This is a genomic window from Rhodoferax sp., assembly GCF_012927445.1.
Lineage (GTDB): Bacteria > Pseudomonadota > Gammaproteobacteria > Burkholderiales > Burkholderiaceae_C > Rhodoferax.
Map to the genome: position 1 here is coordinate 890,538 of NZ_JABBPD010000004.1, position 22,639 is coordinate 913,176.

Annotated in this window: 21 protein-coding genes; 13 read left to right on the top strand and 8 right to left on the bottom strand. The window is 59.6% G+C overall.

All coding sequences use genetic code 11. The annotated features are described in order from the left end of the window. Window positions 1-11: 11 nt before the first annotated feature. Both HHJ17_RS09870 and HHJ17_RS09875 read right to left on the bottom strand, forming a co-directional pair. Window positions 12-794: an ABC transporter ATP-binding protein gene (locus tag HHJ17_RS09870; RefSeq protein WP_296500813.1), complete on the bottom strand. Its 783-nt coding sequence runs from the start codon at window positions 792-794 to the stop codon at window positions 12-14. Further along, entirely contained in the window at window positions 791-2,737 is a 1,947-nt protein-coding gene (locus HHJ17_RS09875; RefSeq protein ID WP_296500811.1) for an AMP-binding protein, read from the bottom strand. The genes HHJ17_RS09870 and HHJ17_RS09875 overlap by 4 nt, the downstream gene beginning before the upstream one ends. Window positions 2,738-2,921: 184 nt before the next feature. On the opposite strand from HHJ17_RS09875, the gene HHJ17_RS09880 reads away from it, so the two are divergent. Further along, window positions 2,922-3,632 carry a Crp/Fnr family transcriptional regulator gene (locus HHJ17_RS09880; protein ID WP_296500808.1) on the top strand — a complete coding sequence of 237 codons (711 nt, stop codon included), beginning with the start codon at window positions 2,922-2,924 and terminating at the stop codon, window positions 3,630-3,632. A gap of 58 nt (window positions 3,633-3,690) precedes the next feature. Further along, window positions 3,691-4,593 (top strand): pseudouridine synthase, encoded by a 903-nt coding sequence (locus tag HHJ17_RS09885; protein WP_296500807.1) that lies wholly within the window; start codon window positions 3,691-3,693, stop codon window positions 4,591-4,593. A 1-nt stretch (window position 4,594) separates the two neighbouring features. On the opposite strand, the gene HHJ17_RS09890 is transcribed toward HHJ17_RS09885, so the two are convergent. Then, entirely contained in the window at window positions 4,595-6,631 is a 2,037-nt protein-coding gene (locus HHJ17_RS09890; protein WP_296505667.1) for a hypothetical protein, read from the bottom strand. Window positions 6,632-7,145: 514 nt separating this feature from the next. Here HHJ17_RS09890 and HHJ17_RS09895 point away from each other — a divergent pair. The 7 genes from HHJ17_RS09895 (at window position 7,146) to HHJ17_RS09925 (ending at window position 13,636) form a co-directional block, all read left to right on the top strand. Then, complete coding sequence (locus HHJ17_RS09895; RefSeq protein ID WP_296505668.1) at window positions 7,146-8,453, top strand: alpha/beta hydrolase; 1,308 nt, start codon at window positions 7,146-7,148, stop codon at window positions 8,451-8,453. Between the two features lie 196 nt (window positions 8,454-8,649). Then, on the top strand, window positions 8,650-8,784 hold the full coding sequence (gene rpmH / locus HHJ17_RS09900) for a 50S ribosomal protein L34 (RefSeq protein WP_066096666.1): 135 nt from the start codon (window positions 8,650-8,652) through the stop codon (window positions 8,782-8,784). 54 nt (window positions 8,785-8,838) lie between these two features. Next, window positions 8,839-9,285, top strand: a complete 447-nt coding sequence (locus HHJ17_RS09905) for a ribonuclease P protein component (protein WP_296501187.1) — start codon at window positions 8,839-8,841, stop codon at window positions 9,283-9,285. Then, the gene (gene yidD / locus HHJ17_RS09910; RefSeq protein WP_296500801.1) at window positions 9,282-9,554 is read left to right on the top strand and encodes a membrane protein insertion efficiency factor YidD; all 273 of its coding nucleotides are present in this window, start codon (window positions 9,282-9,284) and stop codon (window positions 9,552-9,554) included. The genes HHJ17_RS09905 and yidD overlap by 4 nt, the downstream gene beginning before the upstream one ends. After that, window positions 9,551-11,266: a membrane protein insertase YidC gene (yidC, locus tag HHJ17_RS09915; protein WP_296500799.1), complete on the top strand. Its 1,716-nt coding sequence runs from the start codon at window positions 9,551-9,553 to the stop codon at window positions 11,264-11,266. Before yidD ends, yidC begins: the two co-directional genes overlap by 4 nt. Before the next feature lie 85 nt (window positions 11,267-11,351). Further along, entirely contained in the window at window positions 11,352-12,767 is a 1,416-nt protein-coding gene (gene mnmE, locus HHJ17_RS09920; protein ID WP_296500797.1) for a tRNA uridine-5-carboxymethylaminomethyl(34) synthesis GTPase MnmE, read from the top strand. A gap of 206 nt (window positions 12,768-12,973) precedes the next feature. After that, window positions 12,974-13,636 carry a hypothetical protein gene (locus tag HHJ17_RS09925; RefSeq protein WP_296500794.1) on the top strand — a complete coding sequence of 221 codons (663 nt, stop codon included), beginning with the start codon at window positions 12,974-12,976 and terminating at the stop codon, window positions 13,634-13,636. 15 nt (window positions 13,637-13,651) lie between these two features. Here HHJ17_RS09925 and HHJ17_RS09930 read toward each other — a convergent pair whose 3' ends face one another. Together HHJ17_RS09930 and HHJ17_RS09935 are read right to left on the bottom strand one after the other, a co-directional pair. Then, entirely contained in the window at window positions 13,652-14,206 is a 555-nt protein-coding gene (locus tag HHJ17_RS09930) for an adenine phosphoribosyltransferase (protein ID WP_296500792.1), read from the bottom strand. A gap of 67 nt (window positions 14,207-14,273) precedes the next feature. Further along, window positions 14,274-16,259: a monovalent cation:proton antiporter family protein gene (locus HHJ17_RS09935; protein WP_296505669.1), complete on the bottom strand. Its 1,986-nt coding sequence runs from the start codon at window positions 16,257-16,259 to the stop codon at window positions 14,274-14,276. Window positions 16,260-16,303: 44 nt separating this feature from the next. Between HHJ17_RS09935 and HHJ17_RS09940 the strand changes: the two genes are divergently transcribed. The 4 genes from HHJ17_RS09940 to HHJ17_RS09955 are packed head-to-tail and all read left to right on the top strand — an operon-like array spanning window position 16,304 to window position 19,263. Then, window positions 16,304-17,305: a KpsF/GutQ family sugar-phosphate isomerase gene (locus tag HHJ17_RS09940; protein ID WP_296505670.1), complete on the top strand. Its 1,002-nt coding sequence runs from the start codon at window positions 16,304-16,306 to the stop codon at window positions 17,303-17,305. After that, window positions 17,305-17,853, top strand: a complete 549-nt coding sequence (locus tag HHJ17_RS09945; protein WP_296505671.1) for an HAD hydrolase family protein — start codon at window positions 17,305-17,307, stop codon at window positions 17,851-17,853. Before HHJ17_RS09940 ends, HHJ17_RS09945 begins: the two co-directional genes overlap by 1 nt. Beyond that, a complete protein-coding gene (lptC, locus tag HHJ17_RS09950) occupies window positions 17,850-18,467 on the top strand; it encodes an LPS export ABC transporter periplasmic protein LptC (protein WP_296505672.1) in 618 nt (205 codons plus the stop codon). Before HHJ17_RS09945 ends, lptC begins: the two co-directional genes overlap by 4 nt. Before the next feature lie 19 nt (window positions 18,468-18,486). Beyond that, the gene (locus HHJ17_RS09955) at window positions 18,487-19,263 is read left to right on the top strand and encodes an SDR family oxidoreductase (protein WP_296500780.1); all 777 of its coding nucleotides are present in this window, start codon (window positions 18,487-18,489) and stop codon (window positions 19,261-19,263) included. Between the two features lie 103 nt (window positions 19,264-19,366). On the opposite strand, the gene HHJ17_RS09960 is transcribed toward HHJ17_RS09955, so the two are convergent. From HHJ17_RS09960 to HHJ17_RS09970, 3 genes are all read right to left on the bottom strand, one after another. Beyond that, entirely contained in the window at window positions 19,367-19,798 is a 432-nt protein-coding gene (locus HHJ17_RS09960) for an RNA-binding protein (RefSeq protein ID WP_296500779.1), read from the bottom strand. 476 nt (window positions 19,799-20,274) lie between these two features. Then, the gene (locus tag HHJ17_RS09965; RefSeq protein WP_296505673.1) at window positions 20,275-21,477 is read right to left on the bottom strand and encodes an ammonium transporter; all 1,203 of its coding nucleotides are present in this window, start codon (window positions 21,475-21,477) and stop codon (window positions 20,275-20,277) included. Window positions 21,478-21,658: 181 nt separating this feature from the next. Further along, window positions 21,659-22,528 (bottom strand): formate/nitrite transporter family protein, encoded by an 870-nt coding sequence (locus HHJ17_RS09970; RefSeq protein WP_296505674.1) that lies wholly within the window; start codon window positions 22,526-22,528, stop codon window positions 21,659-21,661. Window positions 22,529-22,639: the final 111 nt, after the last annotated feature.

Here is a 22,639-nt window from a genome sequence, read left to right on the forward strand (position 1 = left end):
CTCCCGCTGCGTCAGTGACTCGTGCCGAGATAGGCGCTGATCACTTCTTCGTTGTTGCGTACTTCGTCCGGCGTGCCGTCGCCGATTTTTTTGCCGTAATCGAGCACCACCACGCGATCGGAAATATCCATCACCACGCCCATGTCATGCTCGATCAGCACCACGGTGGTGCCGAACTCCTGGTTCACGTCCAGCACGAAGCGGCACATGTCCTGCTTCTCTTCCACATTCATGCCGGCCATCGGTTCATCGAGCAACAGCACCTGCGGCTCCATGGCCAGTGCGCGCCCCAAGTCGACCCGCTTTTGCAGGCCATAGGGCAGCTGGCCGACCGGGGTTTTGCGGTAGGCCTGAATTTCCAGAAAGTCGATGATGTGCTCAACCTTTTCGCGGTGCAACTCTTCTTCGCGCTGGGCCGGCCCGATACGCAGCGCCTGCCACAGCAGATTGCTTTTGATCTTGAGATTGCGGCCAGTCATGATGTTGTCGATGACGCTCATGCCCTTGAACAGCGCCAGATTCTGGAAGGTGCGGCCGATGCCCATCACCGCCACTTGGTGGCTGTCCATGTGGCTAAAGGTTTTGCCGCGGAAGGTGATGGAGCCCTGCTGCGGCGTGTAGACGCCGTTGATGCAGTTCAGCATGGAACTCTTGCCGGCGCCATTCGGCCCGATGATGGCGCGCACTTCATGCTCGCGCACATTGAACGAGATGTCGGTCAGCGCCTTGACGCCACCGAAACTGAGCGAGATGTTTTTGACGTCAAGAATGACGTCGCCAATTTTTTTAGTCATGCTGCTGCCTTTACGGGGGCAAAGGTCTTTGCGTCGTCGATTCTGAGCGTGGCACTGACGCTGCCGGTGCGGCCATCCTCAAACTTGACCTGGGTTTCGATGAACTGCGAGGTGCGCCCTTCGTACAGGGCATCGACCAGCGCCCTGTATTTTTCCGCGATGAAACCGCGACGAACCTTGTTGGTGCGAGTCAACTCGCCATCGTCGGCATCCAGCTCCTTGTGCAGCACCAGGAAACGACTCACTTGCGAACCGGCCAGCAGCGTGTCCACACTCAGGTCGGCGTTCACTTGCTCGATGCACTCTTTGATGAGCTGGTAGACCTCGGGCTTTTGCGCCAGATCGGAGTAGCCGGCATACGGCAGGTTGCGCCGCTCGGCCCAGTTGCCGACCGCATCAAAATCGATGTTGACCATGACGCAGACTTGGGCGCGACCATCGCCATAGGCCACCACCTCCTTGATGTGCGGGAAGAACTTGAGCTTGTTCTCGACGTACTTGGGCGCAAACATGGAACCGTCATTGGCGCCACCCTTGATACGGCCCACGTCTTTGACGCGGTCGATGATCTTGAGATGACCGTGCGCATCCAGAAAGCCGGCATCGCTGGTGTGGTACCAGCCGTCGGCCGTCAGCACCTCGGCGGTGGCGGTCGGGTTTTTGTAGTATTCCTTGAACAAGCCGGGCGACTTGACCAGAATCTCGCCGTTGTCGGCCAGCTTGATTTCCACACCGGAACAAGGAACGCCCACGGTGTCAGCACGCGCCTCATGGTCCGGCTGCAGGCACACAAACACGGCGGTCTCGGTCGAGCCGTACAGCTGCTTGAGGTTGATGCCAATGGAGCGGTAAAAGGTGAACAGGTCGGGGCCGATGGCTTCACCGGCGGTGTAGGCCACCCGCACGCGGCTCATGCCCAGACTGTTACGCAGGGGACCGTACACCAGCACATTGCCCAGCGCATACAACAGGCCATCCATGAACGAGACCGATTGACCGTCCATCTTGATCGGGCCCACCCGCTTCGCCACGCGCATGAAGGTGTGGAACATGCGGCGCTTGATGGCACCGGCATCTTCCATGCGAATCATCACGCTGGTGAGCAGCCCTTCAAACACCCGGGGCGGCGCAAAGTAATAGGTCGGTCCGATTTCCTTCAGGTCGATGGTGACCGTCGCCGCCGATTCGGGGCAGTTCACCACGTAGCCACAGGCCAGCCATTGCGCATAGCTGAAGATATTTTGACCAATCCAGGCTGGCGGCAAGTAGGCCAGCACTTCTTCCTTGTGGGTCAGTTTGTCAAAGTCAGCGCCGGCCTTGGCCCGGTTCAGCAGCGAGTTGTGCGTGTGCACCACACCCTTGGGGTTGCCGGTGGTGCCGGAGGTGAAAAACATGGCGCCCACATCATCGGGCTTCACCTTGCTCACCTCGGCTTGGAAAAAGCCAGGGTGCAGGCCGGCAAAGACCTTGCCCGCGGCCACCAGTTCATCGACCGCCGCCAGACCCGGCTCGTCGTAATTGCGCAGGCCGCGTGGATCGTCAAAGTAGATATTGGAGAGCTGTGGGCACTTGTCGCGAATTTCCAGCAGCTTGTCGACCTGCTCCTGGTCTTCGGCAAAAGCAAACCGCACTTCGGCGTCATTGATGGGAAACACACACTCCAGCGCGGCGGCGTCCTGGTACAGGGGAATGGGCACCGCACCGAGCGACTGCGCCGCCAGCATGGTGGCATACAGGCGCGGGCGATTCGCCCCCACCACGATCATGTGCTCACCTCGGCGCAGGCCCGCCTGATGCAGGCCGCACGCCAACTGCGCCACCAGCGTGGCCAGATCGGCCCACGACAGCGCCTGCCAGATGCCATACTCTTTTTCGCGCATGGCGGGTTCTGTCGGCCGCTGGGCGGCGTGATCTAAAAGAAGTCGAGGGAAAGTGGTCTGCATCCCGGTACCTTGTCTTCAAATGGGAGCAACCTCGGCGCCTGCCGTCGGGTTGCTGGAATGAGTTGAATGATAGACACTCGTTTGACGTCAAGTTGTCATTTGGACGACAATTAGCGCTTATCTCGGTAGGTGTTTTCCCTTCACTTTCCGCCAACTTACGCCGCACCGCACGCCCAACCGCTTCATGAGCTCCGATGCTTCGCTCTTTCTACGCCGCCGCCCCTTGACCGAGGCGGAACTCGGCACCATTCCGTGGATGCACCTGCTGGCACCCACCGAGCGCCAGCGCGCCGTGGATGACCTGAAAATCACCGACGCCAACCCGGGCGAATATTTGTGCCGCACCGGTCGCCCCGTCACCTACTGGTTTGGCGTGGTGGACGGCCTGCTCAAGATGAGCGCCGACAATGCCGAGGGCCAGACCATGACCTTTACCGGCGTGCCGCCCGGCGGCTGGTTTGGCGAGGGCACGGCCCTGAAGCGCGAAACCTACCGCTACAACATCCAGGCCCTGCGCAAAAGCATGGTCGCCGGCCTGCACGTCGACACCTTCCACTGGCTGCTGGACCACTCGATTGGCTTCAACCGCTTTGTGATGAACCAGCTCAACGAACGATTGGGCCAGTTCATTGCCGCGCGCGAAATTGACCGCATGAACAACCCCGACTTGCGGGTGGCGCGCAGTTTGGCCTCGTTGTTCAACCCCGTGCTGTACCCCGGCGTGGGCGCCGTGCTGCGCATCACCCAGCAGGAACTGGCGTATTTGGTCGGCCTGTCGCGGCAACGCGTGAACGAGGCCTTGACGGCGCTGGCCGAGCAAGGCTGCATCCGGGTCGAATATGGCGGTCTGCGGGTGTTGAACCTGCAGGCCTTGCGCTCCCAGATATTTTTATAAGAAATCAGCCTCTAGCCCCCGTAAAATATGCGCAAGCAGCTACCAAATATATAGCAACATGACCGACTCTAAAACACCCCCCACATTTCGCCGCGCCGCCGCTCCGCTGGGCCGCGCACCCTCCGCTGCGTCGAGCACCCCTGTGCCCGGTGGCACCCTGCGCTTGAACAAGCGCATGGCCGAACTCGGGCTGGCCTCGCGCCGCGAAGCCGACGACTGGATTGGCCGCGGTTGGGTCAAGGTCAACGGCGAGGTCGCCACCATGGGCATGCAGGTGCTGCCGGATGTGCGCATTGAAATCAACAAGCAGGCGCAGGGCCAGCAGGCCAACCAGGTGACGATTTTGCTCAACAAGCCAATGGGCATCGTGAGCGGCCAGGCCGAGGACGGCCACCTGCCGGCCATCACCTTGATCCAGCCGCAAAACCGCTGGGTCGAAGACAACGCCCGTTTCTTCTTCCACCCCAAGCAGCTGCAGAGCCTGGTGCCGGCCGGCCGACTGGACATTGATTCGATCGGTCTGCTGGTGCTGACGCAGGACGGCCGGGTGGCGCGCCAACTGATCGGTGAAGAGTCGGTGATGGAGAAAGAATACCTGGTGCGGGTGAGCTACATCGGCTTTGCCGAGCCCGATGGCCAACCGGACCGGTTGTTGCAGATCAACGAGGGCGACCCCGTGACCACCAACGTGCAGGCGATGTTCCCACCCGCCGGCCTGGCGAAGTTGCGCCACGGTCTGAGCCTGGACGGCCAGGCGCTGAAACCGGCCAAGGTGGCGTGGCAAAACCCGGAACAGCTGCGCATCGTGCTGACCGAAGGCAAGAAGCGCCAGATTCGCCGCATGTGCGAACTGGTCGGGCTGAAAGTGGTGGGCCTGAAGCGGGTGCGCATCGGCAACGTGATGCTGGGCAACCTACCGGTGGGCCAGTGGCGCTACTTGGCGCCACACGAGCGGTTCTAGCCTAAGCGCCGGACTTGGGGTCGGCCGGCTTGGGCGGCGTCGGCAACTCAGGCAAATCAAAATGAATTTCGGTGTCACTGCCCACCGATCGCCGGGCACCCGCACCTGACACGGCTGCCGGGTGCTCCTCGAAGATCAACAGGGGAATGTCGACCTCCACCGTCGACAGTGAAGCCGCCGCTGGATTCTCAGCCGCTGAATCCGACAAGTCCAGATCCAGATCTAGATCCAGTTCATGCGACTGCGGGTTCGCCAGCGCGGACAAGTCAGCAAAGTTAACGGCGGCACTGGCTTGGGCCGCACCACTGGCGGCAGCGTCAGCCTTGGGCTGCGCGCCCGCCAGCGGGTGAAGCAGCAGACCGCTCTGCGCTACGCCGTGCAGCAACAACAGATCACGAAATGCAGCCAAATCAAAAGACGACGGCCGGACCGCCTGCGGATCGTGAAAAATACAGCTTTCAATGACTTCCAGCACCGTGGGCGTTGCCCACAGGGCGGTGATGCGGGACATGACGTCGGGGTAGGCGTCCAGACCCTTGCCTTCGTTCTTGAAGAAGGCGAATTCCGGCACTTGCCCGTTAAACAACAGGTTGAAATCCGCACGCACTTGCTGAAATTCAGTTTTCATACTGAGTGAATGGAAGATGCTGAGCAAATCCAGGTAAACGAAGGGATTCGGCTCGTCACTTTCCTCAATTTGCTTCTTGAGAATTCGCACCGCCCGTTCGGTTTGTCCGAGCGAAACAAAAAACTCCGCCTGCTGCCGGATGTCCAGCAGTGCCTCGGAACCAAGGTTGCACAGGGGCTTGGTTTGTGCCGCCGGCGCTGGCGGCGCCAGTGACGGCCGCGGGCGATTCTCGCTGGCCTCCGCATCGGATTGCATCAGGTTGTCAAAAATCGAATCGCTCATTTCCATCAGGTTGACACCCGGCTCATATTCTGGACCGTCGTCATTGAGTGAGGCGACCAAGGCCGGTGGCGAGGTCTTTTGGGATACCGATTCTTCGTCCTTGTGGGGAGGCAAGGGTTCTGGCGAAGGCTCGGTTGGCACCGATGCGGGCGTCGCGGTGGCGCTGTTCCACCACGCATCGTCATCGGCCGGAACACGGCGCTGGCGATGCCAGAGAAAAGCCACGGCAGCCAGGCAGGCCAGCACCAGAGCGATCAAGCCGTAAAGCCATCCGCTGGGGAATCGCTCCGACTCCGCCTTTTGCAGGCGGGCTTTCAAGTCGGCGAGACTGGCTTCATTCTTTGCGGCCAAGGCCAGCCCCGCTTTGACGGCCACTTCCAGCGACTGGATTTTTTGCGTGTTACGCAAAGCGTCTTCCGGCGCGTCGAACGTCATGAAAGAGTCAAGATTGGCGACCCGGTCAGAGAGCAGTTCCAGAGGGTCCAGCTTCAATCGGGACTGACCGGTCGGGGTTTTGACCTCGGTCGGCGCCCGCTTGGGCGCGACAACCGCGGTCTTCCCCTCAACTCGTTTGGTGACGGTTTCCGGGCGCGTCGCTGGCCGGGGCTCCCGCACTGTTTTTGCTTTAGCGGTCGGCTCAGCCTGGGGCGCGCCGGCCGATGCACCGGCAAAAGAAGAAGTGGCGGGAATCGAGCCCGCGCGCGTCGGCGGCAGCGCCGTCAGGGGTGTCAGACGTGCCGCGGGTGCAGCGACCTCGCTTGGCAAATCGGCCAGCAGGACGTAGCGGCGAGTTGTTTTCTGTCCGCACCCAGTCCGCAAATAAACGGTGACCATCGGCTCGTCAACGACGGCGGAAGACATGATCCGCACATTGGTCGTCTGGGGCTGTCCCGTTGCTTCGACGACCACCCGCACCCGACTGGTGTCCTGGCGCGTATCCGCATGAAACACTTCGGCATCGAAACACAGGGATGCGGCATCTTCGCCCGCGTCCAGCTGAACCGGCACCACCATGTCCAGGGGCTTACCAATCAGAGCGGCACCCCGAATGCGACCCAGCGTCAGCGCCTCACTACTGAAAGCAACGCAAAGCAACGCAACCCCAACAATATTGACTCTATGTTCCAAAACGGACTTCCTGAGTAATCATTTTTATTTCACGCCGAATTGGCAACTTGCGGGTAAAAAAACAGTGTCCACAGACAACGATCCAGCGCTTAACAGCTGAACAATCCATGGCGCACCCCGTACGGGCAGACGCGCCATGCACAACAGCATGGCCCTAGATCTGATGGAAGATAGGCGCACCGTTCCCCCTGCATACTGAGCGAGTCTACCTATTGTCAGTAACCGTTTGCGACAAACATACTTGAGGGCGCTGGTGATGCAGCCGCTTCACCGCCCCAAAAGCTGCTATCGACCCTGCGGGCCCGCGTCAGCGAGGCCCTTTGTGTGAGCCTGCGCTGAGGGGAAGTAGCCGGGGAGGAAGTCGGTGGCAGCCTGCGAATAAGCGATCAGGTTTATGCGATGTTGATTAGCACAAACAGGGTAAAAATGCACGGCTTCCGACTCTACCGCGGCAACCGATTGCGACCCACAATGAACCGTGTGTTGGAATTTTTCCTCCAGCGCACGCGCTTTCATGACCAAACCAGTATCCAAAGGCACACTCAAACATCTGCGCGCCTCCGACCTTCGGGGGCTTGCCCTGCTGGCGACGCAGGCGACGGCGGGCGTGACCCGAATCGCCGAAGGTGTGCACCAATCGGTGTGGCGCACCCTGGGTGCGCCCGATGGTGGAACGCCAGGACAAACGCGCGGCCTCACCGGTCTGGTTTACACCAGTGTCCGTGGCGTGACGCAGTTGCTGGGCAAGGGGCTTGACACCGTACTGACCAAGCTGCAACCCCTGCTTGAATCGGCGGAAGACGCCGCACCCGGAACGCCGCAGCGCGAAGCAGTGCTTGCCGCACTCAACGGCGTGATGGGGGACCGCCTGGCCGCCAGTCACAATCCGCTCGCAACCCCCATGACCCTGCGCTATCAGGGCGTCGCGCTGAACTGGCAGGCCCTGCCAGCCATGCCCGAAGCCACGGGCAAGGTCTTGCTGCTGATTCATGGCTTATGCATGAACGACCTGCAGTGGCACGCGCAGCGCAACAGTCCGAAAGGCAAAAAAGGACGCGTGCTGGACCACGGCGAGTCACTCGCCACCGCCCTGGGCTACACCCCGGTCTATCTGCGCTACAACTCCGGCCTGCACACCTCGCAAAATGGGCACGAACTCTCCGCGCTGCTGGAACAACTGGCCACCCACTGGCCAAGACCGATTGAAGAACTCACCGTCGTGGCCCACAGCATGGGGGGCTTGCTGATCCGCAGTGCCGCGTATTACGCCCAACAAGAAGCCCTGCACTGGCCGCAACACCTGAAAAACATCGTGTTTCTGGGCACCCCACACCATGGCGCCCCACTGGAGCGGGCCGGCAACTGGGTCGACGTCGTTCTGGGCAGCTCGCACTACACCGCACCGTTTGCCAGAATCGGCCACCTGCGCAGCGCGGGCATCACAGACCTGCGCTACGGTCATGTGCTGGATACCGACTGGCAGGGCCATGATCGCTTTCACCGTAAACCCGATAACCGCCAACCGGTGCCCTTGCCTGAAGGCGTGGCCTGTTACACCGTGGCTGCGACCAGAGCGTCCCAACGCAGCACCCTGATTGACCGCCAGTTGGAGGATATTGTGGGAGATGGCCTGGTACCGCTGCACAGCGCACTGGGCCAGCACGACGACCCACGGCGAAACTTGGCATTCGAAAAAACATCGCAATGGATTGTCTATCGAACGAATCACCTGGCGTTGCTGAGCAATCCCGCGGTAACACGGCAGATGCTGCGGTGGTTGTCGCCAGGGCGGGACGGGGGCGGCAGCACGTTGGCGCCTTGACGTCACAAACCACACAAAGTGCAAAATAAACGTGTCATTTACGGCTTGCGGTCGATGAACGCCCGACTAAATTTGCCGAGGTTCAGAAAGTTTGCGATAATCGCAGATTCCCCCGATTGTGTCGTGGGAGATATGACAGCGGCTTACGCACTTATATCGGTGGCAGGCCGTCACTGAGCCCTTTAGGATTTCCAAAATGAAACGCACTTACCAACCCTCCAAGATCAAACGCGCCCGCACTCACGGTTTTCTGGTTCGCATGAAAACCCGCGGCGGCCGTGCTGTGATCAACGCTCGTCGCGCCAAGGGCCGCAAGCGTCTGGCCGTTTAATTCTGGCTGCCCGCTTAGCGCGCAGCTGACTTGCAATTCTGGCACCGCCTCAAATTGCAACGACTGAAAACGCGAAGCCAGTTTCAGGCTGTTCTGGCTGGCGGCACCGTCGCACGTACAGCCCATTTTGCTTTGCACTGCGCAGCGCTTGATGCCCCTGTGGTCGAACAGAAAACATCGAAGCCTTCGAGGGCGCCTTCACTGGCGCTCTTTGTTGTGCAGGATGTGTGGATGGGCGCCATGGTGCCCAAACGCTGGGCAAAACGGGCGGTCACACGCAATGCCATCAAACACCAGATTTACAGTGTGAGCACCGATTTCGAGTCAGTGCTTCTTGTGGCTGCCCATGTGGTGCGTTTGCGCGCTGGTTTTGACCGTAAACAATTTATCAGCGCCACATCCGAGGTGCTGAAAGCCGCCGTTCGTCAAGAATTGCAGCAACTGTTCGCTCGTGCGGTAGCGCGTCTGCCTGCGCCGTCCATACAGGTCGGAGCGCCATGATCAAGACTTTATTGATCAGCTTGGTCAAGGGCTACCGTTTGCTGCTCAGTCCATGGCTGGGCTCAGCCTGCCGGTTCGAACCGACGTGCTCCGCGTATTCGCTGCAGGCGCTGCAGAGGCATGGCGCGGCAGCAGGCAGTTACCTGACACTGGCGCGTCTTGCACGTTGCCATCCTTGGTGCGCGGGCGGGGAAGACCCTGTTCCAGCCCAAAAACCCCGGCTCTTTACCCAGCTGCTCCCCTCTTCCACTGAAAAGAAGTCTTCATGAACGATATTCGCCGCACCATTTTGTGGGTGATTTTTGGCTTTTCCATGGTTTTGCTGTGGGACCAGTGGCAGGTTTATAACGGCCACAAAGCCACCTTTTTCCCCGGCCAGACCAAAGCGACGGCAACAGCAAATCCACCGCTTGCAACGTCCAGTGTTCCCACCGGGGCTCCTGCTACCAATACAACAGCAGGAAACACCCCAACGACGGGGGCTACCGCGTCAATTTCCTCCAATACCAACGCGCCGGCAGCCCCCCATGAGCGGGTGGTGGTATCGACTGATGTCCTCAAACTGACGTTTGACACCGAAGGCGGTTCGCTGGTGCAGACCGAATTCCTCAAGCACGTCGACATGGCCGACAAGACGAAAAATTTTGTCCTGCTGAACGACAACAAAGAGCGCATCTATTTGGCGCAAACCGGCTTGATCGCCGGCGCAGCAGGCGGGGCTTTCCCCACGCACAAGACGGTGATGACCTTAACGCCGGGCGATCGCACCCTCAAGGAGGACAGCAAAGAGCTGGTCATCCGTTTTGAGTCACCCGAACTGGGCGGCGTCAAACTGGTGAAAACCTTCACCTTGACCCGTGGCGCCTACGCCGTGGCCGTCAAGCATGAAGTGATCAATGCCGGCGCTGTGACGGTGTCGCCGCAGTTGTACCTGCAGTTGGTCCGCGACGGCAACAAGCCACTGGGTGAATCCTCTTTCTACTCCACGTTCACGGGCCCGGCGATTTATACCGAAGCCAAGAAATACCAAAAAGTGGAATTCAAGGATATCGAAAACAACAAAGTCGATATTGAAAAGACCGCCGAAAACGGCTACGTGGCCATGGTGCAGCATTACTTCGCCAGTGCATGGCTGCTGGGCGACGGTATCAAACGCGATCTGTTCATGCGCAAGGTCGACACCAATCTGTACGCCGTGGGCATGATCACCGCCCTGGACAATATTGCACCCGGCACCAGCAAGACGGTAGAGGCGAAATTCTTTGCCGGTCCGCAGGAAGAAAAAGTGCTTGCTTCGCTGACCCCCGGACTGGAACTGGTCAAAGACTACGGCTGGCTCACCATTCTGGCCAAGCCACTGTACTGGCTGCTCGACAAGATCGAAAGCTTCATTGGCAACTGGGGCTGGTCCATCATGGCGCTGGTGCTGCTGCTGAAAGCTGCTTTTTACTGGCTCAATGCCAAGGCTTACGCCAGCATGGCCAAAATGAAGGCCGTCAATCCGAAGATCACGGAAATGCGCGAACGGCTGAAGGACAACCCGCAGCAGATGCAGCAGGAGATGATGCGCATCTACCGCGAGGAAAAAGTCAACCCCATGGGCGGCTGCTTCCCGATCATGATCCAGATCCCGGTGTTCATTGCCTTGTACTGGGTGCTGCTGTCCAGCGTCGAGATGCGCAACGCCCCCTGGGTGTTGTGGATTCACGATCTCTCGTCGCCTGATCCTTTCTACATCTTGCCGCTGGTCATGACACTGACGACCGTGCTGCAGACCGCCCTCAATCCGGCGCCGCCAGACCCACTGCAGGCCAAGATGATGTGGTTCATGCCGCTGGCGTTCAGCGTGATGTTCTTCTTCTTCCCGGCTGGCCTGGTGCTGTACTGGATCACCAACAACGTGTTGTCGATTGCACAGCAGTGGGTGATCAACACCCGCATGGGTGTGCCACCGCAGTTCAACTTGCCCAAGTTCAAATAAGCATGACCCCCACGCTTGCCGCTGCAGGTGCTGCACGCCCCCCGTGGGGATGCTGCCTTGCCAGGGGCCGGCCGGCGGCGGCTGAATGACAGTGTCGCTGCCGCGTCATCAGGATCCCATTGCCGCCATTGCCACCGCCCCCGGCCGGGGTGCGGTTGGCATTGTCCGGGTCAGCGGAAGCAACATCGGGGCGCTGATTCAGGCCCTGTTTGCACGGCCGCTCAAGCCACGCGAGGCGACGTACACCGCATTTCTTGATCGTACCGGGCTGGCGATTGACCAGGGATTGGCCCTCTATTTTCCGGCGCCCCACTCGTTCACGGGCGAGGATGTGCTGGAATTGCAGGCCCACGGCGGACCGGTGGTGTTGCAACTGTTGCTGGCCCGCTGCCTTGAAGCAGCCGCAGAACTTGAGCCCCTTCGCCAGACGCCCCGGCTACCGGGACTGCGGGTTGCGTTACCGGGAGAGTTTTCTGAACGCGCGTTCCTCAACGACAAGATTGATCTGACCCAGGCTGAAGCGATTGCCGACCTGATTGATGCCAGCACCGAGGCGGCGGCCCGCAGCGCCAGCCGCTCGTTGTCGGGCGCCTTTTCCCAAGAAATCCATAGCCTGCGTGACGCGCTGATTCAGCTGCGCATGCTGGTGGAAGCGACGCTGGATTTCCCCGAAGAGGAAATCGACTTTCTGCGCAAGGCCGACGCGCATGGACAGCTGTCAAAACTGCAGCAATCGCTGCAAACCGTGTTGCAAAGAGCCCGCCAAGGTGCCCTGCTGCGCGAAGGCATCAAGGTGGTGATTGCGGGGCAGCCCAATGCGGGCAAGTCGTCGCTGCTCAATGCCCTGGCCGGGGCCGAGTTGGCCATCGTGACACCGGTTGCCGGCACCACGCGCGACAAGGTACAACAAACCATCCAGATTGAAGGCGTACCCGTGCATGTCATCGACACGGCCGGCCTACGCGACAGCGAGGATGAGATTGAAAAAATCGGCATTGCACGCGCCTGGGATGCCATTGAGACCGCTGATGCCGTTTTGTTTTTGCATGATCTGACGCGACGAGATGCTATTGATTACATAGTTGATGACGCAGTTATTGCGGAGGCTCTCGCCCAAAAACTGCCGCCAAGCGTGCCCATCATTGACCTCTGGAACAAGGCCGATGCCGTGGCCACCTTGAGCGTCGACGGAGGATTGACTCTGTCCGCCAAAACCGGAGCGGGCCTCGATGTCTTGCGGCACAAGCTGCTGGAGGTGGCAGGTTGGCAGTCCGCCCCCGAGGGGGTCTACATTGCCCGGGAACGGCATTTGCAGGCACTGCGCCAGGTCGATGGCCATTTGATGGAAGCGAGCGCGCATTTGGCCGCCAACGCGCAGTCGCTGGACCTGCTGGCGGAAGAGCTTCGCCTGGCCCAAAACGCCTTAAGTGAAATAACCGGTGAATTTACATCAGATGATCTTCTTGGGGTGATATTCTCCAAGTTTTGCATCGGCAAGTAATCGGCTTTCTCCCTCTAGCGGTGGGGATGCCTACTGCCAAAAATGGCATATTCCAATAAAACACCCGGGTGCACTCGAGAGGTCATGCTGACCGGAAAGAAATAATGTCATTATTCGATTGGTTTACCCGTACTAAAAAAGCCCCAAAAAAAACCGCTGTGCCACCGCGCACAGGTTTGGGGCATGTTGCGGCAACAGTGCCTTTAATGCCGTCTGAAAAAATGCGGGGCAAGATAGTCCCGGCATCCGCCGGCCATGATACCCATCACAAAACCGAACGTCTGGAACGCCGCGAGCAACTTTACCGCGTGGTGCGGGACTCGATGATCCGCGCCGGCGTGCTGGCGGCCAGCTACAAATTCAAGGTCTTGTCACTGGATGCGCACGGCCGCCAATACCTGATCATGATGGATTTGAGCAATCAGGTTGCGGGCGATTCGGCTCGTCTGACCGAGATCGAAAACATGATCACCCAAGCGGCCAAGGCGCGCCATGACATGACGGTCTCGGCCGTTTACTGGCGCGTGAACGCGCAGAACCCAGCCGCACTGCCGCCAACTCAGGGGGCCTCCGCGACGCTTCCACGGCCCAGGCAAGCCATTGAACAGCAGGCATCCCACCCACCCACCGCACCCAAGCTGCCGGCCAGCCAACACCCCACTTACGAACCGCTGCAAGCCGACGAAGTTGCGGCCTTCAAACGGGCACTGGCCAGTGTTACCCCGGCGACCCATGGGGCGTCGGGTCAAGTCATCACCTCAGGACGTCGTAACCCAGCGCCACCGGTCGAATTTGAAGACACCCAGATGGTGCCACCGGATGAGCACGCCTCGCCACTCAGTGTGACGCAGTACGGAGACTTGAACTGATCGTAAAACCTGGCTTCAGTGTCCGGAAAAATCAATCAACGTAAAAAGTGGCAGACCCGCCGCCCTGAGTTTGTCGGACCCGCCAAGCTCGGGCAGATCGACTATTGCGGCGCCTTCGATGACAGTCGCCCCCAGTTTCTCAAGTAATTTCATGCCGGCCATCATGGTGCCACCCGTGGCAATCAGGTCGTCGATCAGCAGCACACGATCACCCGTCTTGACGGCGTCCGTGTGCAATTCAACCGTGGCGCTGCCGTACTCCAGCTCATAGGTTTCTTCGACCGTGGTGAAGGGCAGCTTGCCCTTTTTACGGATCGGCACAAAACCAACATTAAGTTCGTACGCGATCACCGCGCCCAAAATAAAGCCCCGCGCATCCAGTCCGGCGACCACATCGGGGCGCATGGAGAGGCTCATGTAACGATGGACAAAAGCGTCGATCAAGATCCGGAACACCTTGGCATCCTGCAACAGCGGCGTGATATCACGAAACTGCACACCCGGTGCCGGCCAGTCCGGCACCGTGCGGATGTGGTCTCTGAGGTACTGGTTGACGCTGAGGTTTTGCATGGATCATCAAGTAGGGGGTTGGAGCTGTATTGTGCCTCGTGCCTGATTCTTGTCCCCGGTTGCGGACTTACCCCTTGAGCAATTTCTGTTCGGCCATGGCGAGCATTTCAGCCTTGCCCGAGAGCACCAAGGTGTCGCCCTCTTCTATCAGCGGATCCTGTGCAACGGCCTTGACCTTGCCACCGCTGCGCCGCAGGCTGACAACCCGCACGTCAAACGTGTGCAGGGCCAGATGGCTGAGTGGTTTGCCAATCGACTTGGCGCCCAGCGGCAACGTCAGCGATGACAGGCGCTCCTGGTGCAGTTCATCGACCGCATCGTCGTCCGCCCCGTAGAAGTAGCCGCGCAGCAGGCTGTAGCGGGCATCACGCTGCTCCTGCACGATGCGAATCACACGCCGCATGGGCACACCCACCAGCGCCAGGGCATGACTGGCCAGCATGAGCGAGCCCTCAATCGCCTCGGGCACCACCTCGGTGGCGCCTGCTTGCCGCAGCGCCGCTAAATCATGATCATCCTGGGTGCGGACAATGACGGGAACCTGGGGTGCGTGGGCCCGGATGTGGGCCAGCACCTTCATGGCACCCGGTACTTCCAGGTAAGTGACGACCACGGCACTGGCACGCGCAAGCCCTGACGCCATCAGGGCCTGAAGCCGGGCGGCATCCCCAAAGACGACGGAGTCACCGGCGGCGGCGGCCTGACGCACCCGGTCGGGATCCAGGTCCAGCGCCATGTACGGTATACCTTCGAGTTCCAGCATGCGTGCCAGATTCTGGCCGCAGCGGCCATAGCCGCAAATGATCACATGCTTGTTGACGTTGATCGATTTGCGGGCAATGGTGGTCATTTGCAGTGATTGCTGCAACCACTCACTACTGGCCAACCGCAACACAATCTGGTTGCTGTACAGAATGATGAAGGGCGTGGCCAGCATGGAGAGGACCATGCTGGCCAGTATCGGATTCAGTAATGACGGAGGCACCAGGGCGCTGGATTGCGCCAGTGTCAGCAGCACAAAGCCAAATTCACCGGCTTGCGCGAGGTACAGGCCGGTACGCAGCGAAACACCGGCAGTAGCACCCAGCCCGCGTGCCAGCAAGGCCACCAGCGCCGCCTTGAACAACACCGGCACCGTCACCAACAAGAGCACCAGCGGCCACCGTTCAAGCACCAGCCGCCAGTCGAGCATCATCCCGATGCTGATGAAAAACAAACCCAGCAAAACGTCGTGAAAGGGCCGGATATCGGTCTCCACCTGCTGCTTGAACTGCGTCTCGGAGATCAGCATGCCGGCGATAAAGGCCCCCAGCGCCAGACTCAAGCCCGCCAGTTCCGTCAGCCAGGCCAGCCCCAGGGTGATGAGCAGCAGATTCAGCACAAACAGCTCTTCGCTTTTGCGCCGGGCCACCAGGGTCAGCCACCACCGCATGACGCGCGGGCCCCCCACCAGCAGCAAGGTAATCAAGACGGCGGCTTTGAGCGTCGCAACGCCCAGTGTTTCAAAAAGCTGTTCACCGGAAGCCCCCAGCGCCGGAATCAGGACTAACAGAGGGACAACGGCCAGATCCTGAAACAGCAGTATGCCCATGACCCGTTTGCCATGTTCCGACTCCATCTCGATCCGCTCGGTCATCAGCTTGACCACGATGGCGGTGCTGCTCATGGCCAGCGCACTGGACAGGGCCAACGCCGTTTGCCAACTCATGCCCCACGAGGACGGCGCGATAAATGCCAGGCCCAAGGCGGCGGCGCTGGCGATGACCATGGTCAGCAGCACCTGAAAAAAACCCAGTCCAAACACATGATTGCGCATGGCCCGCAGCTTGGGCAAATTGAACTCCAGCCCAATGACAAACATCAGGAAAACAACGCCGTACTCGCCCAAGTGGCGCACGCCATCGGCGTTCTGCGCCACGGCGAAGGCATTGGGTCCGGTGAGCACACCCACGGCCAGATAACCCAGCATGGGTGGCAGCTTCAAGGACCGGCAGGCGACCACGCCCAGCACCGCGGCAAGCAGGAAGGCGAGAGTAAGTTCAAGCGGGCTCATGCTGACATACTAACAAGCGCTGCGCCGACCGATAAAATGTTGCAATGAATAGTCAACCAACTCAGCTTCCAGCATTTAATGCGGCCCAGGCGATTCGTCTGGCACAGGAAACCCTGGACATCGAAGCCGCCGCGGTGCTGGGTTTGAAGCAGAACCTGGGGCCAGCATTTGCCAGCGCCGTGCAGATGATGCTGCTGGTCAGGGGCCGCGTGGTGGTGATGGGCATGGGCAAAAGCGGGCACATTGGACGCAAAATTACCGCCACCTTGGCCTCGACAGGCACACCCGCCATGTTCGTCCATCCCGCCGAGGCCAGCCATGGCGACCTCGGCATGATCAAATCGGTCGATCTGGTGCTGGCCATCTCAAACAGCGGCGAGTCAGAAGAGTTGACGGCGATCCTGCCAATGCTCAAGCGCATGGGCGCACCCCTGATTGCCATGACCGCCAAGTCTGACTCGACACTGGCCCGCCATGCGGATGTGTTTCTGGATTGCGGCGTCGAAAAAGAGGCCTGCCCCTTGAACCTGGCACCGACGGCCAGCACGACGGCGCAACTGGCATTGGGCGATGCGCTGGCAGTAGCCCTGCTGGATGCACGCGGCTTCAAGGCGGAAGATTTTGCCCGTTCCCATCCGGGGGGTGCGCTGGGTCGCAAGCTGCTGACTCACGTCAGTGATGTGATGCGCTCGGGCGATGACGTTCCCAAGGTCGGGCCACAGGCCAGTTTCAGCGAGTTGATGCGCGAGATGAGCGTCAAGGGTCTGGGGGCAACCGCCATTGTGGATGAGCATTTGACCGTGCTCGGGATCTTCACCGATGGCGACTTACGCCGCCTGGTGGAGAAAGGCATCGATTTACGCACCACTACCGCACAACAGGTCATGCACCCCAAGCCCAGCACCATTGCCCGGGACGCCTTGGCCGTGGAAGCCGCTGAACTGATGGAACACAACTGTATTACCAGCGTTCTGGTACTCGATGCTGCTGGCCACTTGTGCGGCGCACTGAATAGCAACGACTTGATGCGGGCGAAGGTGATTTGATGGCGGCCGCTGCACTCAATTTCCCGCCAGAGTTGCTACTCAAGGCACAAGGTATTCGCGTGGTTTTCTTCGATGTGGATGGCGTCCTGACCGACGGCGGTTTGCTCTTCACGGAAGCGGGCGAAACGATTAAACGTTTTTGCACCTTGGATGGCCACGGCCTCAAGCTGTTGCAACGTGCGGGCATTACACCGGCCGTGATTACCGGACGGGACTCCAAGCCGCTGCGTTTGCGCCTCGCCGCCTTGGGGATTGAACATGTGCACTATGGTACCGAGGACAAACGCCCCGCCGCGGAACTAACCCTCGCCGCCCTGGGTCTGGACTGGCGCCAGGCCGCCGCCATGGGGGACGACTGGCCAGACTTGGCCGTCATGCGACGCTGTGCGCTGGCCTGCGCGCCGCACAACGCCCATATCGAGGTCAAGGCCATCTCACACTACGTCACGGAGGCCAGCGGCGGCGATGGAGCCGTCAGAGAACTGTGTGACTTACTGCTGGTTGCCAGCGGCCAGTATGCCAATCTGCTGGAGGAATGGGCGCAGTGATCACGCTACTGCGCACGGCATGGGAACGACTGTCGCTCTACCTGCCCGTGGTACTCATGGGGCTGCTGGCGCTGGGAACCTACTGGCTGGTCCGTAGCACACCACTGCTGATGCCGGCCGAGCAAGAAGCACCCGCACGGCATGAGCCTGACTATTTGATGCGCAAGTTTTCAGTCAAAACGTTTGATGGCGCAGGACGTCTCAAAAGCGAAGTGTTGGGTTCCAATGCCCGCCACTACCCGGACACGGATACGATGGAAATTGACCTGGTGCACATCCGCTCGTTTAACGAAGAGGGACGCCTGACCACGGCCACCGCCAGCCGCGCGCTGACCAACGGCGACGCCTCGGAAGTTCAGTTGATCGGCAATGCGCGCGTGGTGCGCGAGCCAGTGGTGGACAAGGCGGGGCAGCCGCAACCACGCATGGAATACCGCAGCGAATTTTTGCATGCATTCATGAATACGGAGCGCGTCATCTCGCACAAACCGGTGGAACTGATACGCGGAAGTGATCACTTCACGGCGGACACGATGGATTTTGACAATCTTGATGGCGTGATGCAACTCAAAGGGCGCGTCAAGGGCATTCTGGTGCCAGCTGCGGCCAAATAGATACCCAGGAGGACGGCATATGTCCAGACTCGTTTTTATCACCGGTGCATCCAGTGGCATTGGTCAGTCTTTGGCGTGGCGCTATTACCAGGCCGGCTATTCACTTGCGTTGGTGGCGCGCCGCACCCAAGAGATCGAATTATGGGCGAGCAGCCGTCAAATAAGCAGATCACGCTACAAAATATATAGCGCAGATGTATCGATTCCAGACAGTATTGTGATGGCAGGACAGGCCTGCCTGACACAGCAAGGCATTCCTGATGTGGTGATTGCCAACGCGGGCATCAGCATCGGAATGGATACGGCTCATCGCGAAGACCTGGCGATCATGGCGCGTACTTTTGCCACCAACAACATTGGAATGGCCGCCACGTTTCAGCCCTTCATTGCAGCCATGGCGAGACGCGGTTCAGGAACGCTGGTCGGTATTGGCAGCGTCGCAGGCATACGGGGCTTGCCCGGTCATGGCGCCTATTGTTCCAGCAAAGCGGCCGTCATCAGCTACGGCGAGAGCTTACGCGGCGAACTGCGCGGCAGTGGCGTAAAAGTCGTCACCCTGTGCCCGGGCTATATCGACACGCCCTTGACACGGAAAAATACCTACTCCATGCCCTTCTTGATGCACCCGGATGACTTTGCCGCAAAGGCGTTCAAGACAATTACGGCCGGCGTCAGTTATCGCGTGATTCCCTGGCAAATGGGGGTGGTCGCCAAAATGTTGCGGCTGTTGCCCAACTGGCTGTTTGACAAGGCTTTTGCCGGACGGCCCCGAAAACCACGGAGCACCAACACCTGATTAACGGCAGGGTTTGGTTTTTTGTAAAAAGCTTTGACGCAATAAATAAAAAAGGGCCACAAGGGCCCTTTCATTTTTGATTGGCGTAAAGCCAGTCAAGTGCTTAGTAGCTGCTACGGCCACCGCCAGCGCCGCCGCCGTAACCGCCGCCACCGCTACGGCCACCGCCAGCGCCGCCGCCGTAACCGCCGCCACCGCTACGGCCGCCGCCAGCGCCGCCGCCGTAACCGCCGCCACCGCCAGCACCACCACCGAAGCCGCCGCCGCCAGTGCGGGGAGGACGAGCTTCCATTGGACGGGCTTCGTTAACCACGAGACCACGGCCACCGTACTGTTGACCATTCATGCCGTTGATAGCAGCTTGTGCCTCAGCGTCGCTGCCCATTTCCACAAAGCCGAAGCCTTTAGAGCGGCCGGTGTCACGTTCCATCATGACTTTGGCGCTAGTGACGGTACCGTGTGCGGCAAATGCTTGCTGCAGGTCTTCGTCACGGAAAGTGTAGGGCAGGTTGCCCACGTAAAGTTTGTTGCCCATGAAAGGACTCCTCAAAATAACTCAAAACGCGATGGAGTCCAAAACCGCTAATCACCTGCAATCCACAAAAAAATGAAGACCCGAAGCAGACGCGAAACTGACTAAACACCGCAAACTTGTACAACCGATTTTCGACAATACAACTGCATTATGCGTCATGTTGAATGTTTTCACAATCTTTTTGAAGAAAGATGAAGGCCGGGATTGCGCAACCTGTTCGGGATTACCCAAAAGGGGGCAAGACAAGTACTGAAAGCAATGCGCTGATTATTCAAATAACCGGTGCTTCAGATGACCTGCTGTGGCGTTGGCTGCAAACGGTGTGTGCCCTCCCCACCGCTGATGCAGCAGGCAGGCCTCGAACGGACACCGTCACACCGGCGATGAAGCAAACGAGATAGCGATGAACACCTCACAGCCGATTGTGCCGACGAGACCTCTAGCGCCCGGCGCGCCAGCGAAATGAGGGGAGAAACCTACCAGTTCGCCTCCCGCTCCGGCGTGGCGCTGATCTTGTGAATCGACAAGTCAGCCCCGTCGTATTCTTCTTCCTGACTCAGACGCAAGCCCATCGTGATCTTGAGCACGCCGTACACCAGCACCCCACCAGCGGCAGCCCAGACGATGCCCATGGCGGTACCGATGAGTTGGCCACCCAACGTCACACCACCCAGGCCGCCAAAGGCTTTGGTGCCAAAAATGCCAGCGGCAATGCCACCCCACGTGCCGCACAACCCGTGCAGCGGCCAAACGCCCAGCACGTCATCAATCTTCCATTTGTTTTGCGTCAGCGTGAACATGAAGACAAAGATGCCACCCGCCACCGCGCCCACCACCAATGCGCCCAATGGGTGCATCAGGTCCGAGCCCGCGCAGACCGCCACCAAGCCGGCCAGCGGGCCGTTGTGGACAAAGCCAGGGTCGTTCTTGCCTACCAGCAGTGCAGCCAGCGTGCCGCCGACCATGGCCATCAGCGAGTTCACGGCCACCAGGCCCGAGATTTTGTCCAGGGTTTGTGCGCTCATCACATTGAAGCCGAACCACCCCACCGTGAGAACCCACGCACCCAGCGCCAGAAAAGGGATGCTCGAAGGCGGGTGCGCCGAGATGCCGCCATCTTTGCGATAGCGGTTGGCACGAGCCCCCAGCAAAATAACCGCAGGCAGCGCAATCCAGCCGCCCAGGGCATGAACCACCACACTGCCGGCGAAGTCATGGAACTCTTCGCCCGTCAGACCCTTGATCCAGCCCTGCACGCCAAAGTGGTGATTCCACATCACACCTTCAAAGAAGGGGTAAATGAGACCCACGATCACAGCGGTAGCAATCAGCTGCGGCCAGAATTTGGCGCGCTCGGCAATGCCACCCGAGATGATGGCCGGAATGGCCGCCGCAAAGGTCAGTAAAAAGAAGAACTTGACCAGCTCATAGCCATTCTTGGCCGCCAGCTGCTCCGCACCCACAAAGAAACTGGTGCCGTAGGCAACCCCGTAACCAATGACAAAATACACAACCGTGGAGACCGAAAAATCCACCAAAATCTTGACCAGCGCATTGACCTGGTTCTTGCGACGCACGGTGCCGAGCTCCAAAAATGCAAAACCCGCGTGCATGGCCAGCACCATGACTGCGCCGAGAAGGATGAACAGGGTGTCTGCGCCCTGTTTTAGTGCTTCCATGAGAACCTCTTTGGATGAAATGAATTGAATTGGTGCATTTCTGTTGTTGAAATTTCAAATGCACCAAAGTAAAGCAAAAAGCAGGCCAAGACCAAGCCGATCGACCCATAACCGTGCAAAACAAGCCGATTATCGGGAAGCGATCTCGATGCGGGGCGGAAACAACGCCCGACGGTCGCCCTTATTGATCCGGAATGGATACCGGGGACTCATTTGCGGGCGGCACACCCGGACTGGGCGCACCCCGCCGGTAAATCACATGGTAAGCCAGCCCGACCAGCACGCTGCCGCCCACCAGATTACCGGCGATGACGGGTAGCAGGTTACCCACCATGCCCGTCCAGGTCACCGTCCCTGTGGCAGCAGTCAGCGGACCAAAGTGCTGAATCAGCATCGCCAGCGGCATGAGGTACATATTGGCAATGCTGTGCTCAAAGCCGGCCGCCACAAAGGCGGTGACCGGCAGCACGATGGCCACCATCTTGTCCGTGACGCTGCGCCCGGCCATCGCCATCCACACCGCCATGCAGACCAGTACATTGCACAACACGCCTCGGAAAAAAGCCTGCCCCAACGACAGGTTCTGCTTGGCCAGAGCCATTTTCACAACCTGCTGACCAATGGCGCCGCCATTCAGCTCGGTGTGACCACTGGCAAACACCAGCAGCGCCAAACCGGCCGCGCCGACAAAATTGGCCAGACACACCAGCACCCAGTTGCGCAGCACTGCCACACTGCTGATCTTGCCGTCAGCCCAGGCCATGGCCAGCAGGTTGTTGCCGGTAAACAGTTCGGCCCCGGCAACGACCACCAGCATCAAACCGAGTGAGAACACCAGGCCACCCAGGACCGAACTGGCCGCAAAGCCGAGTGTCGGATCCGACTTGACGAGCGTAAAAAACAGGGTGCCCAACCCGATGAACGCGCCAGCCAGCACCCCCAGCATCAGCAGCGGCAACGTAGCCAGCCGCGCTTTGGCGACACCGACCGTTTCAACGCGCTGCGCGACCTCCCCCGGCGCGTAGGCATCGGACCCGTACAACATGGACATATAGCCCCCTGGTTCGATGAACTTGAACTTGGATTTATACTAACCTTTTGCGCCGATTTGATCCAGGATTGCGGGCGCCGAAGCCAATGAGCTTCGAAATTCAGCTAAACA